The following is a 12,675-nucleotide window of genomic DNA, read 5'->3' as shown; positions in this document are numbered from 1 at the left end:
GACTGGTTCGACGCCGCCATGGCAACGCTCACCATCCACCAGTGGCGTGACCTCGACCAGGGCCTGCTCGAGATGCGGCGCGTCAGCCGGGGGCCGGTCGTCATCCTGACCTTCGACGCGGCGTCGCTGAGCCGGCTGTGGACCGCCGAGTACCTGCCGGAGCTGATCGCGGCGGAAGCGGCCCGTTACCCCGACATCGACCACGTCCGCTCGGTGCTCGGCGGCACCTCACTCGTCAGCGCAGTGCCGATCCCCTTCGACTGCGTCGACGGGTTCGCGGAGGCGTTCTACGGCCGGCCTGAGCGCATGCTCGACCCGGCCGTGCGGCGGGCGCAGTCGGCATGGGGCTTCGTCGCGCCTGACGTCGCGGAGCACTCGGTGGCGCGGCTTCGGGAGGCGCTCGCCAGCGGGGCGTGGGACCGTGAGCACGGCGCGTTGCGCACCCAGCACGAGTACCTCGGCTCGCTGCGGCTGATCGTCGCGAACCCCTGACGGATACTCGTCGGGTGGTCGACGACGAACCGGTGCGCCCCGAGCTCGAGCAGGTCAGGCAGCGTCAGCGGCTGCTCCACGACGCGGCGCGCGGCGATGCGGTCGCGAAGGTGCACGGTCGCGGCCGTCGCACGATCCGAGAGAACCTCGACGACCTGTTCGACGCCGGAAGCTTCCACGAATGGGGTGGTCTCGCGATTGCGGCGCAGCGCGGCCGCCGGGAGTTCGCCGACCTGATCGCATCGACGCCGGCCGACGGCGTCATCACCGGCGTCGGCACCGTCGACGGCCGCCGGGTCGCCGCCGTCGGGTACGACGTGATGGTGCTCGCCGGGACGCAGGGAGCGACCGGCCACAAGAAGACCGACCGGTTCCTCGAGGTGGTGCGCCGCGAGCGGCTTCCCCTGGTGTTGTTCGCCGAAGGAGGTGGCGGGCGGCCTGGAGACGTCGACGTCCGCACGGTCGGCGGTCTGGACGTGCCGACCTTCGGTCGATTCGCGGCGCTGTCCGGGATCGTGCCGCGAGTCGGCATCGCGTCGGGCCGCTGCTTCGCGGGCAACGCGTCCCTGTTCGGGCTGTGCGATGTCACGATCGCCACTGCGGAGGCGAGCATCGGCATGGCCGGCCCGGCGATGATCGAGGGCGGCGGGCTCGGCGTCGTCGATGCCGATGACGTCGGTCCGCAGCCGATGCACGTCAGGATCGGGACCGTCGACGTGAGCGCAGCCGACGACGCCGAGGCGGTGGACGTCGCCAAGCGTGCGGTCACGGCGTTCGTCCCAGAGCTCCCGAAGTGGTCGGAGGCCGACCAGACACCGCTGCGTGACGTGGTACCCGAGAACCGTCGCCGTGCCTACGAGGTCCGCAAGGTGCTGGCGGTCCTCGCCGACGAGGGGTCCGTCCTCGAGCTGCGGCCACGCTGGGCGAAGGGGATGGTCACGGCATTCGCCCGGATCGAGGGCCGGGCGATCGGGGTGATCGCCAACAACCCGATGCATCTTGCCGGAGCGATCACCAGCGACTGCGCTGACAAGGCATCGCGGTTCCTTCAGCTGTGTGACGCGTTCGACCTTCCGGTGCTCTCGTTGTGCGACACCCCGGGCATGATGGTCGGCCCCGCGGCGGAGGAGACCGGGCTGGTTCGGCACACGTCGCGACTGTTCACGGTCGGCGCGACCATGACCGTGCCGCTGGTGATGGTCATCCTCCGCAAGGGTTACGGACTCGGTGCGATGGCGATGGCCGGCGGGTACTTCCATGCGCCGCTGGCAACGCTTTCCTGGCCGACCGGCGAGGTCGGCGGGATGGGGTTGGAAGGTGCGGTCCGGCTCGCGATGCGCAAGGAGCTCGCCGCGATCGAGGACGACGAGGAACGCCAGCGCACGTTCGAGGCGCTCGTGGCGGCGTCGTACGAGCAGGGCAGTGCCCTGTCCGCCGCGACGTACGACGAGATCGACGACGTCATCGACCCGGCCCACACCCGTGAGCGGGTCGCGGCGCTGCTGCGGGCCTGGCAGCCGCCCCACCGCGAGGGCCGTCGCCGCGTCGTCGACACCTGGTAGCCCGTCCTCGCCTCAGTAGGGTCCGGTTGTGCCGATCCCGCTGCCGCGTACGCCCGTCAAGCTCGACCACGTCGTCGACGACCGCGATGAGGTGTGGCGGCTGATCGACGCGCACGCGCCGTACTGGCCGGTGCAGCGCTACTTCGCCAACAGCGCCGAGTACGCCGCGCTCTCGGGCTCCGACGAGCCGGCCCAGATGATCGTCGCGCCAGTGTTCCGGGGGAACTGGGCCTTCGACGGCGACGTGCTCGACGGGGTGCAGCCCCTGCTCGACAGCGAGCGGTTCGGTGACGCCGCGAAGCAGGTGTTCGGCGCGCAGATCGTGCGGCCCACCACGGTCTATGTGAACCTCACGTGGCAGCTGCCGTTCCCGCAGGGCGCCGGCCACACCGACGTGCCGGCGTTCCGCGGCTTCGACCGCACGACCTACCCGATCACCTTTCTCACGATCATGGGTCTGTCCGGGCTCTTCGAGTCGGAACGAGTGAAGGTGGCGACCGGCGTCTCGTGGTTCTACCGCGGCCGCGACGGCGGGTTCGAGTACTGGCCGCAAGGTCCGGACGGCCCGTCGGTGCTTCACGAAGGCGACATCGACAACACCGCGATCGTCGCCGACAACGACTTCATGTGGCACCGGGTCCGGCCCACCGGACGCCCGGAAGACGGCATGGTCACGATGTCCAAGGACGCCGAGCTGGTACGCCGGGAAGCCGACGAATGGGCGATCGTCGACAACGGGGAGCAGCTCGCCACGTTCACCACCGATCGGCTGCGGGTGAGCTTGTCCTGGAAAGGCATCGTGTTCACCGACGAGGCGGATCGTCGCCGTCACGACGAGCACCTCGACGACATCGACCTGGCGGAGGTCCTGCGCCGGTTCGCGGCCGACTTCGAAGCTCGGGGGCAGCGCCTCGACGTACCCGACGATCCGGTGCGCGATCCCGCCTTCGTCCGCACCTTGCGCGACGCCTACGTCCGATATCCCTCGACCAGCGCCTGACGGGCCGCCGCCGGGCGCGACGCGCCCCGATCTCGGCCCGGTGTCTGCTCCCGAAGATCGGTCCCGGAGAATGTGACGTCCGCACCGGGCGGCATTCAGGGGAGCGTCATGAGTGGCCTCGCGCGCATCTGCGTGCGGTACAGATGGATCGTCATCGCGCTGTGGGTCGCGACTGCCGTCTACACCGTGACCATCTCGCACCGCATCGGCGCGACGTACTCCAACAGCTTCGACCTGCCGCACACCCAGACGCAGCAGGCGATCGACCTGCTCCGGGCCGACTTCCCGCAGGCGGCGGGCGACATCGACCAGATCGTCATGCACGCCACGCGCGGCAAGGTGACCGACCCGTCGCTCGAGCGATCCGAGACCTCGATGCTCGCCGAGGTGGCGCGCCAGCCGGATGTGGTCGCCGTGATCTCGCCCTTCAGCGCGCAAGGCGGCGGCCAGATCAGTCGTGACGGCACCATCGCGTTCGCCGAGGTCCAGTACGACAAGATGGCCAACGTCCTGCCGCGGTCGACGTTCGAGTCGTTGATCAGCACCGCACAGTCGATCAAGAGCCAGTACCTCGACGTCGAGCTCGGCGGTCAGGGCATCGAGTTGCTGCAGACGGTTTCCACGGGCCCGAGTGAGATCGCCGGCATCCTCGCCTCCGCGATCATCCTGTTCCTCGCGTTCGGGTCGTGGCGGGGCATGGTGACCCCGCTGATCGCCGCGATCTTCGCGATCCTGATCGGCGCGTCCATCGAAGGCCTGCTCTCCCACGGGCTGTCCGTCGCGCCGTTCGCCAAGCAGCTGTCCGTGCTGATGGGACTCGGCGTCGGCGTCGACTACGCGCTGTTCATCGTCAGCCGGCACCGCAACAACCTGCTCCACGGCATGGACGTCGAGGACTCGATCGCCGCAGCCCTCAACACCTCGGGGCGGGCCGTGCTGTTCGCGGGCGCCACGGTCTGCATCGCGCTGCTCGGCCTGCTGCTGCTCGGCGTCACCTTCCTCATCGGCGTGGCGGTGGGAACCGCGATCACGGTGGCGTTGACGATGCTCGCCTCGCTGACGCTGACCCCGGCGTTGCTGAGCTTCATGGGGATGAAGGTGCTGGGGCGCCGCCGCTTGGAGCGATTGCTCACCCACGGCCCCGACGACAGCCACGTCACCGGCGGCTGGCTGCGCTGGGCGGCTCTCGTCGAGCGCCGCCGGCTCGTCTTCGCGGGCATCGCCGTTGCGATCATCTGCGTCGTCGGCTCGCCGTTCCTGTCGCTGCGGCTCGGCGCCGCCGACGCCGGCAACGACCCGTCGAACCAGACCACGAAGAAGGCCTACGACCTGCTCAGCGAAGGCTTCGGTCCCGGCTTCAACGGCAACATGCAGGTCGTCGCGCAGCTCGCGAAGCCTGGGTCGGTAGGGGAGTTCGCGGGTCTGCAGGCGACGCTGGCCAAGCAACCCGATGTCGCTGCGGTGACGCCCGCGGTGATGGGCCTGGACCGTCGTACGGCGGTCATCGTCGTCGTACCGAAGAGCTCACCCGAAGCGCAGGCCACGACGGATCTGGTGCAGCGGCTCCGCAAGACGGTGCTTCCGGGATATCTGCCCGGCTCGCCGATCTCGCTTGCCTACGTCGGCGGTTCGACCGGCGCGATCATCGACTTCTCCCACGTGCTGTCGACGAAGCTGCCGTTGTTCATCGGCGTCGTCGTGCTGGTCGCGTCACTGTTGCTGATGATCGCGTTCCGGAGCCTGGTGATCCCGCTGACCGCGTCCGTCATGAACGTGTTCGCGGCCGCGGCGAGCTTCGGAGTAATGGTCTTCGTCTTCCAGCAAGGTCACCTCGCGAACGTCTTCACCATCGGTCGTCCCGGACCGGTCGACGCCTTCGTGCCGGTCATCATGTTCGCGATCCTGTTCGGGCTGTCGATGGACTATCAGGTCTTCCTCGTCAGCCGGATGCACGAGGAGTGGATACACACCGGTGACAACAAGCTGTCGGTGCGGGTCGGTCAGGCCGAGACCGGACGGGTCATCACGGCGGCGGCGAGCATCATGATCGCGGTCTTCGTCGCGTTCGTCTTCGGCGGTCAGCGCCAGGTGGCCGAGTTCGGGCTCGGCCTGGCCTCAGCGGTGTTCATCGACGCGTTCATCCTGCGAACGGTTCTGGTGCCGGCGCTCATGCACACCCTCGGGACCTCGAACTGGTACCTACCGAGATGGCTGGACAGGCTGCTTCCCCACGTGAGCATCGAGCCGCCGGACCGGACGTACGACGACGACCTGACGATCGCCGATCTCGAGATCCATCACTAGACGCCCCAGTCCGGGCGGGCCGGCATCCCCGCATCGCCGCAGTCGTCGACGCGTACGCCGAGCACCTGGTGCAGCTCGATCGTGCGGCGCTCGAAGCCGAGCCGGGAGCCGGCCATGTACAGCGCCCACACCTTCGCGCGGCCGAGCCCGACCTCCCTGACCGCCTCGTCCCAGTGCGCCGTCAGGTTGTCGCACCAGCCGTTCAACGTGCGGGCGTAGTGCTCACGCAGGTTCTCCTCGTGGCGCACCTCGAAGCCGCTGTTCTGCATCGCCGACACGATGGCGCCGACGCCTTCCAGCTCCCCGTCGGGAAAGACGTAACGGTCGATGAAGCCGCGCGTCCTGACCTTCTCGGTGGTCGTCGGCCGGGTGATGCTGTGGTTGAGCAGCCGGCCCTGGGGACGCAGCTTTCCGTAGAGGAAGCTGAAGTAGGCCGGCAGCTGTGCCAGGCCGATGTGCTCGGTGAGGCCGATCGAGGACACCGCGTCGAACCCGGTCTCGGTGACGTCGCGGTAGTCGCTGAACCGGACCTCCGCCACGCCGGTCAGCCCGTCCTCGGCGATCGCCTTGCCGGCCCACTCGGCCTGCTTGCGCGACAGGGTGACACCGAGGACCTCGACGCCGTAGTGCTTGGCGGCGTGACGCACCATGCCGCCCCAGCCGCACCCGACGTCGAGCAACCGCATCCCCGGCGCCAGGCCGAGCTTGCGCGCGACCAGGTCGTACTTGTGCGCCTGCGCTTCCTCGAGGGTCGACGAAGCCTCGGGATAACACGCGCAGGTGTAGGTCATCGAGGGACCGAGCACCCACTCGTAGAAGGCATTGGACACGTCGTAGTGGTGGCTGATCGCGGCCGCGTCGCGGTCCTTGCTGTGCCGGAAGCCGTGACGCAGCCGACGGGCCCGGAACTCCTCCGTCGGCGGGTCCACCCATCGCAGGGCCTTCGGGTCGAGGTTGCGCAAGACGTCGAGACGGTCGGCCCACGACAGCGCACCGATGTTGTCGGTCCAGACCGCGGTGAGCAGGTCGTAGAGGTCGCCGGTGATCTCCATCTGTCCGCTGACGTAGGCGCGGGCCAGGCCGAGCGAGCTCGGCGCAGTGATCAGGTACGACAGCGCGGCCGGCGAGGTGAGGTCCACCCGCACCACGGCCTGCTCCGGTCCCGCGGCGCTCCCGTCGTACGCGTGGACCGCGATCGCGGGCTGGCCGAGTGTCTTCCAGACGAGCTCGGCGATCGGCGTGCGCGCCATCGTGTCTCCTCTCCTGCCGCCGGCTATCGACCGGCGACTGTCTTGGCGTAGAGGTCGAGGAGTCGTCCGGCGGGGTCGTAGCTCTTCTTCAGCAAGGCGTACGTTTCCCCGCCGTAGGCCTCCCAGAACTCATCCTGCGGGTAGTAGGACGTCGAATACAGCGACTTGCGGCCGCCGAGGTCCGCGACGACCTGTTCGATCGCGCGGTTGTGGAACCCGTCGGTTCGCCCAGGCGGCAGCGGCGCGGTCGACCAGAAGCCGACGTTGACGTACGTCGTCGCCGGGTCGAGGTCGTACAGCGGCCACCGGACCTCGGGGTCACGCTGCCGCAGCGGACACAGCCAGACCGGCTCGATGCCGGTGCGCTCGTCGAGAAACGTGACGAACTCGCCGAGGCGGGACACCGGGATCTCGACGTCCTGGATGACGGGCTCCTCGGCCGGCTTGCCGCGGCGCTGGTCGATGCGGCGCTTGACGCCGTACCGGCGCTCGAGATCGATCAGCCGCCAGTACACGTCCGACCGGCGCCAGCGTTTGGGCCACAGTCGCCGGATCCGTGGGTTCTGCGCGCCGAACGCGCGTGAGCACCAGAACCAGTCGGTGTCCCACCGCCACAGGTAGTCGTGGATGGTCAGCCAGTCCTCGTCCAGCTCCTGGATCGAGCGGTAGTAGATGCGCTGGCCGGTGTAGTCGGACGTCCGCGGCGCTGCGTCGGTGTAGGACCCGAGACACAGGTAGGACTCTGTCGGGGAGAACCAGACGCCGTCGAGGAAGTCGACTCGCTCGCCCTGCCAGTCACGGGTTTCGCAGATCTGCTCGATTGCCGCGGCTGCGCCGTCGAGGCCGTCGAAGCGGACGTGGCGAAGACGCACGTACGGCGAGACGGCTTCGAGCTCGATCCGCAGCCGCAGCGCGTAACCGAGCGTGCCGTAGGAGTTGGCGAACCCGAAGAACAGGTCGGCGTGCTCGCCGGTCGGTGCAGCGGTGACGATGCGGCCGTCTCCGGTCAGGACGTCCATCTCGACGACGGACTCGTGCGGGCAGCCGTTGCGGAACGACGCCGACTCGATGCCCAGCCCGGTCACCGCGCCGCCCAGGGTGATCGTCTTCAGCTGCGGCACGACGAGCGGAGCGAGGCCGAGCGGCAGCGTGGCCGCAACCAGGTCGTCGTACGTCGTCATCCCGAGCACGTCCGCGGTGCGTGCCTCGGTGTCGATCGACAGGACCCCTGACAGGCCCGCCGCGTTCAAGGCCGAGTGCTCGGCGGCGCGGCCGCGAAACAGGTTGGACGTGCGCGCCGGCTTGCGCAGCCGGACGGGTGCATCCGCAGGAAGTGCGAGGAGCTCACGTCGCATGTCGTCGACGCGAGCGCGGTAGGCAGCCCAGGCCGCGGTGTGGCCCACGGGCCGACCATACGCCCGACGAAGGGGGCATAAGTTGCATGCTGGCAGGCAAGTATTTATCCTGATGCGGTGACCACGCCGCCGCCCGCCGTCGAGCTCGATGCCCCCGCTCGGTTGCGCGCGGTTGTCGGCGCGATGTCCCGAAGGCTCAACGCCACGGCTCGCGGAGCCGGCTTGACCACCAGTCAGCTGTCGGCGCTCGGGGTGATCGCCCGGTCGGGGCCGATCCGGATCTCGGACCTCGCCGAGGCCGAGCACATGAACCCGACCATGCTCAGCCGGGTCGTGGGCGCGCTCGTCGATGCCGGCCTGGTACGTCGCCGCGTCGCCCCTGACGACCGCCGCGCCGGACTGGTCGAGGTGACCGCGACCGGCCGGCGTACCCATGAGCGACTGCGGGCCGAACGCGGCCGCATCCTGGCCAGCGGGCTCGAAACCCTCGACCCGGCTCACCGGACGGCGATCGAGGACGCCCTGCCGGCGTTGGAAGCGCTCGTCGCCGCAATGCGTCAGAAGGCGCCGCGGTGACGAGACTCCGACGCCTCGGTCACGACACCTTCGTCTCGCTGCACAACCCCAACTACCGCCTGTACTTCTTCGGCCAGGCGATCTCGCTCGTCGGCACCTGGATGCAGACGATCGCGCAGTCCTACCTGGTCTTCCAGCTCACCAACTCCGGCACGGACGTCGGCCTCGTCGTCGCGCTCCAGACGTTGCCGGTGATGCTGCTCGGACCGTACGGCGGGGTGGTGGCCGACCGGGTCGACAAGCGGCGGCTGATGGTCGTCCTGCAGTCGGCGATGGGCGTGCAGGCGCTCGTGATGGGCGTCCTCACGGTGACCCACGTCGTGACGATGTGGGAGATCGGCCTGCTCGCCGTGATCCTCGGCCTCAACAACACCTTCGAGAACCCGGCTCGCCAGACGTTCGTCCTCGAGATGGTGGGTCCCGCCAACCTGCGCAACGCGGTGACGCTGAACTCCGTGCTGGTCAACGTGGCCCGCGCGGTCGGGCCCGCCGCAGCCGGACTGATCATCGACGCCGGCGGGCTCGGGGTGTGCTTCCTGATCAACGCCGCGAGCTTCGTCGCCGTCGTCTCATCCCTGCTGCGGATGGATCTCGCCGCACTGAACCCCTCGACGCCGACGCGACGGGCGAAGGGTCAGCTGCGGGAGGGTCTGCGCTACGTCCGGCGCGAAGTCGGGCTCGGCGTACCGCTGCTTATGATGGCGATCGTCGGCTGCCTGGCCTACGAGTTCCAAGTGACACTGCCGGTGGTGGCGGCACGTGCCTTCGACGGCGGCGCACGGACCTACGGATTCATGACCGCGTCGATGGGCGTGGGTGCGGTGGTGGGCGGCCTGTGGGCGGCCGGTCGCGGCAAGACCGGCCTGGCCCCGATGGTTCGCTCCTCCGTCGTTTTCGCCGTCGTCATCGCCGCCGCGTCCCTGGCGCCGGACCTGGGTCTGGAGATCGTGGCGCTGGCGGCGGTGGGTGCGGCCAGCGTGACGTTCCTGTCGAAGGGCAACACCACGTTGCAGCTGGCGGCGGATCCGCAGATGCGTGGCCGGGTGATGGCGTTGTGGGCAGTGGCCTTCCTCGGGTCGACGCCGATCGGCGGACCGGTCGCGGGGTACGTCTCCCAGCACGTCGGCTCCCGGTGGGGACTCGGCCTCGGCGCGTTCGCCTGCGCGGTCGCGGCACTGCTCGGCGCCTCGGTCCTGCGGCGGGTGCGGCGGCCGGTGGCGGCGGTGGAAGGCGAGGCGGTCGACGAGGTGGAGGGTCCGGTCCTGGAGGCGGCCCGCCGTTGACGGGTCAAGGCTGACGCCGCTGCGCCGACCGATTACGGTTATCGGCCGTGGGGGACCTCCGCGCCAAGCTCAAGCGCAAGAAGCTCGAGGCCCAGTTCTTCTGGTCCTACGGCAAGCAACGGGCGCGCGCGGACTGGTACCTGCGCAAGTGCAAGTCGGTCGGCGCGCAGGCGACCATGCTGGGCCGTCCGACGGTCGACGCCACCGACATGGAAGTCGGCGACCACTTCAAGATCTGGTCGACGCACAAGCGGACGCTGGTCACCGGCTGGGGCAAGCTGCGCATCGGTGATCGGGTGTTCCTCAACAACGGCGTGTTCCTGGCCTGCTGCCACGAGATCACCATCGGCAACGATGTCGCGATCGCGAACGACGTGTACATCACCGACAGCGACAGTCACGGCGTCGAAGGCCGGCCGGTGCGCGAGGTGCCGGTCCGGATCGGCAACGGTGCGTGGATCGGCGCCCGCGCGATCATCCTGCCGGGCGTGACGGTCGGCAACCGGGCGTTGGTCGCCGCCGGCGCCGTGGTGACCAAGGACGTACCCGACGACACCCTCGTCGGCGGCAACCCGGCCAGGATCATCCGGCACCTGGTCTATCCCGAAGGCGTCACGCGGGCGTGGTACGACGACCCGAACCTGTTCGTGCACCCGGTCTTCGCCACCGATCCGGACTAGCGCCGACGCTCAGCGCTCCCAGGTCGTCGGTACGCCGTGCGGCGCGGCCGTGGCGAGCACCCGTCGCTCCCCTCCAGGCCAGGTCTGCAGGGCCACGAGGAACTCGAAGTCCGACGACCGTCCCCATTCGGTGCCGCGCATCGGCTCGAGCATGAGGTGCGCGAGCCGCTTGCTCGCCGTGGCCTGCGAACCGAGCGCCTCGATCCGTGCGGTGACCTCCCGCTGGACCTCCGCCGGGAGGTACTGCCGGAACACCGAGTGCCAGACCACGGTCCAGGCGCCCTCGGCCAGGTCGGTGCGCGCGAGTGTCTGCTCGGCGCTTTCCCGTCGTACCGTCGCAGGCAGCTGGTCGGCGAGCTCGAACGCGCCTCGTAGCCGGCGTACCCGCTCGACCTGGTCGGGCCAGACGTAGGCCGCCAGGAGAAGCCGGCCCGCCTCGGTCGAGACGTCGACCGGATCGAGATCGCCGCCGTAGCGCTCGACGATCTCCAGGCTACCGGCCGGCGGTGGCACGCCGAGCCAGGCGCGCCCGAGGTTCACCGGCGAGCCGACGTCGCCGTACTGCCCGGCCTCGCCGTCGATGCGGAACCGGTCGGCGCGCAGGTTGAGACCTCCGCTCGCGCCGACCTCCACCAGCCGGATCGGCAGTTGCGCCTCGGCGGCTCCGTGCAGCAGACCGCCGACCAGCGCAGCGCCGCGCCCGACCTCGTTGGTCTGCGGCGGCCGTAGCAGCCACTCGCGGACGTCGTCTCGGTGGTGGTCCAGGACCGCGACGAAGTCCGGCCATACGTCCGCCGGGTTGCCGGTGGAACCGTCGTACGTCGGGCTCGACGGGTAGTGCCGCGCGAGGTCCGGCACCCCGCCGGTGAGCACGAGGGCGTGGACGCCGCCCATCATCCGCAGCGCGAGCGCACTCGGGCCGGGATCCTCGAGGTGACCTTCCAGCACTCGGCTGGTGGGCCCGTCGGCGAGCAGGTCGTCGGCGGCGCGGTGCAACAAGGTCTGATACAGCACGCTGCCGATGACCCCGCAGGCATCCGCCTGCTGTCGCAGCAGCCGGGCAGTGCGCTGTGAAGGGGTTTCGGTCGCGGCGGTCATGGGCGGTTGAGGGTGTCGAGCACCTGGTCGTGGAGCAGACCGTTCGTGGCGATCGCGCTGCCGCCGTCGACGCGGTCCACGCCGTCGAGATCGGTGAAGCGGCCGCCCGCCTCCTCGACGATGACGTTGAGTGCCGCGAGATCCCACAACGAGACCTCGGGCTCGCAGGCGACGTCGACCGCGCCTTCCGCGACGAGCATGTACGACCAGAAGTCGCCAAAAGCCCTGGTGCGCCAGACCTGAGTCATCAGGCGTGCGAAGGCCTCGTCTCGACCGCTCGCGGCCCAACCGTCGAGGGAGGCGTACGACAGAAAGGCGTCGGAGACCGACCCGACCTTGGACACGTGGCAGGGCGTCCCGGGGTGGTCGTCGGAATACGCCGGGCGCGTCCACGCGCCGCCGCCGCGAGTCGCGTACCAGCGCCGCCCGAGCGCGGGAGCGGAGACCAGGCCGAGGACGGTGTGCTCGTCTTCCTGGAGCGCGATCAGCGTCGCCCACACGGGTACGCCGCGCACGAAGTTCTTCGTGCCGTCGATCGGGTCGATCACCCACTGCCGGGTACCCGGGCCGGCCGCCGCCTGGCTGGCGCCGAACTCCTCGCCGAGCACGGCATCGCGCGGCCGGGTGCGGGCGAGCGTGGCGCGCAGCGCCTTTTCCACCGCCGTGTCCGCGTCGGAGACCGGCGTCAGGTCCGGCTTGCTCTCCACGTGCAGGTCCAGCGCGCGGAACCGGGCCATGGAGATGGCGTCCGCGGTGTCCGCGAGAAGATGCGCGAGGGAGAGGTCGTCCGCATAACCTGCCACACCGGGAACCTAGCGGACGCGATTTCCGGGAGCGAGCATGGGGATCGGCGAGTTATGTTCTTGGCCGTGCAACCAGATGTGCTGTGTGGACTCCTGGCAGAGGACGATCGGCTCCGCAGCTACGCCGCCGTGGTGCTCGGAGCGGGCACGCCGAGCGAGGTGGCGTCGGCGACCGGCCTCGCCGGACGGGATGTGGTCAAGGCGCTGTTCCGGCTGGAGGAGGGCGGCCTGATCGCGACCGTCAACGGGCGGGTCGTACCGCAGCCCGCGGT

Annotated in this window: 12 protein-coding genes; 8 read left to right on the top strand and 4 right to left on the bottom strand. The window is 69.7% G+C overall.

Annotated elements, in window-relative coordinates; genetic code table 11:
• The 4 genes from VG899_15025 to VG899_15010 form a co-directional block, all read left to right on the top strand.
• Nucleotides 1-492, top strand: a 492-nt coding sequence (locus VG899_15025) for a hypothetical protein (GenBank protein HWA67672.1), incomplete at its 5' end; no start/stop codon positions are given.
• Between the two features lie 14 nt (nt 493-506).
• On the top strand, nt 507-2,054 hold the full coding sequence (locus tag VG899_15020) for a carboxyl transferase domain-containing protein (GenBank protein HWA67671.1): 1,548 nt from the start codon (nt 507-509) through the stop codon (nt 2,052-2,054).
• A gap of 28 nt (nt 2,055-2,082) precedes the next feature.
• Nucleotides 2,083-3,054, top strand: a complete 972-nt coding sequence (locus VG899_15015) for a hypothetical protein (protein ID HWA67670.1) — start codon at nt 2,083-2,085, stop codon at nt 3,052-3,054.
• A gap of 108 nt (nt 3,055-3,162) precedes the next feature.
• The gene (locus tag VG899_15010) at nt 3,163-5,358 is read left to right on the top strand and encodes an MMPL family transporter (GenBank protein ID HWA67669.1); all 2,196 of its coding nucleotides are present in this window, start codon (nt 3,163-3,165) and stop codon (nt 5,356-5,358) included.
• Here VG899_15010 and VG899_15005 read toward each other — a convergent pair.
• Nucleotides 5,355-6,608 carry a class I SAM-dependent methyltransferase gene (locus VG899_15005; protein HWA67668.1) on the bottom strand — a complete coding sequence of 418 codons (1,254 nt, stop codon included), beginning with the start codon at nt 6,606-6,608 and terminating at the stop codon, nt 5,355-5,357. The genes VG899_15010 and VG899_15005 overlap by 4 nt on opposite strands.
• Before the next feature lie 23 nt (nt 6,609-6,631).
• Nucleotides 6,632-7,963 carry an FAD-binding oxidoreductase gene (locus tag VG899_15000; protein HWA67667.1) on the bottom strand — a complete coding sequence of 444 codons (1,332 nt, stop codon included), beginning with the start codon at nt 7,961-7,963 and terminating at the stop codon, nt 6,632-6,634.
• 117 nt (nt 7,964-8,080) lie between these two features.
• On the opposite strand from VG899_15000, the gene VG899_14995 reads away from it, so the two are divergent.
• The 3 genes from VG899_14995 to VG899_14985 are packed head-to-tail and all read left to right on the top strand — an operon-like array spanning nt 8,081 to nt 10,502.
• On the top strand, nt 8,081-8,539 hold the full coding sequence (locus VG899_14995; GenBank protein HWA67666.1) for a MarR family transcriptional regulator: 459 nt from the start codon (nt 8,081-8,083) through the stop codon (nt 8,537-8,539).
• Nucleotides 8,536-9,822 carry an MFS transporter gene (locus VG899_14990; protein ID HWA67665.1) on the top strand — a complete coding sequence of 429 codons (1,287 nt, stop codon included), beginning with the start codon at nt 8,536-8,538 and terminating at the stop codon, nt 9,820-9,822. Before VG899_14995 ends, VG899_14990 begins: the two co-directional genes overlap by 4 nt.
• 47 nt (nt 9,823-9,869) lie before the next feature.
• Nucleotides 9,870-10,502: an acyltransferase gene (locus VG899_14985; protein ID HWA67664.1), complete on the top strand. Its 633-nt coding sequence runs from the start codon at nt 9,870-9,872 to the stop codon at nt 10,500-10,502.
• A 9-nt stretch (nt 10,503-10,511) separates the two neighbouring features.
• On the opposite strand, the gene VG899_14980 is transcribed toward VG899_14985, so the two are convergent.
• Nucleotides 10,512-11,600, bottom strand: a complete 1,089-nt coding sequence (locus VG899_14980) for a DUF2332 domain-containing protein (GenBank protein ID HWA67663.1) — start codon at nt 11,598-11,600, stop codon at nt 10,512-10,514.
• Entirely contained in the window at nt 11,597-12,403 is an 807-nt protein-coding gene (gene hisN, locus VG899_14975) for a histidinol-phosphatase (GenBank protein ID HWA67662.1), read from the bottom strand. Before hisN ends, VG899_14980 begins: the two co-directional genes overlap by 4 nt.
• Before the next feature lie 66 nt (nt 12,404-12,469).
• On the opposite strand from hisN, the gene VG899_14970 reads away from it, so the two are divergent.
• The coding region (locus VG899_14970) for a hypothetical protein (protein HWA67661.1) at nt 12,470-12,675 on the top strand (206 nt) is incomplete at its 3' end.

This window comes from Mycobacteriales bacterium (genome assembly GCA_035550055.1).
Classification (GTDB): domain Bacteria; phylum Actinomycetota; class Actinomycetes; order JAFAQI01; family JAFAQI01; genus DASZTV01.
The sequence above is the reverse complement of the archived record's forward strand: the minus strand, read 5'-3'. Positions and strand labels throughout refer to the sequence as shown.

Coding starts and splice junctions, on each gene's coding strand:
- VG899_15010 (HWA67669.1), top strand. CDS start 3,163: ATGAGTGGCCTCGCGCGCATCTGCGTGCGGTACAGATGGATCGTCATC.
- VG899_15005 (HWA67668.1), bottom strand. CDS start 6,608: ATGGCGCGCACGCCGATCGCCGAGCTCGTCTGGAAGACACTCGGCCAG.
- VG899_15000 (HWA67667.1), bottom strand. CDS start 7,963: ATGCGACGTGAGCTCCTCGCACTTCCTGCGGATGCACCCGTCCGGCTG.
- VG899_14980 (HWA67663.1), bottom strand. CDS start 11,600: ATGACCGCCGCGACCGAAACCCCTTCACAGCGCACTGCCCGGCTGCTG.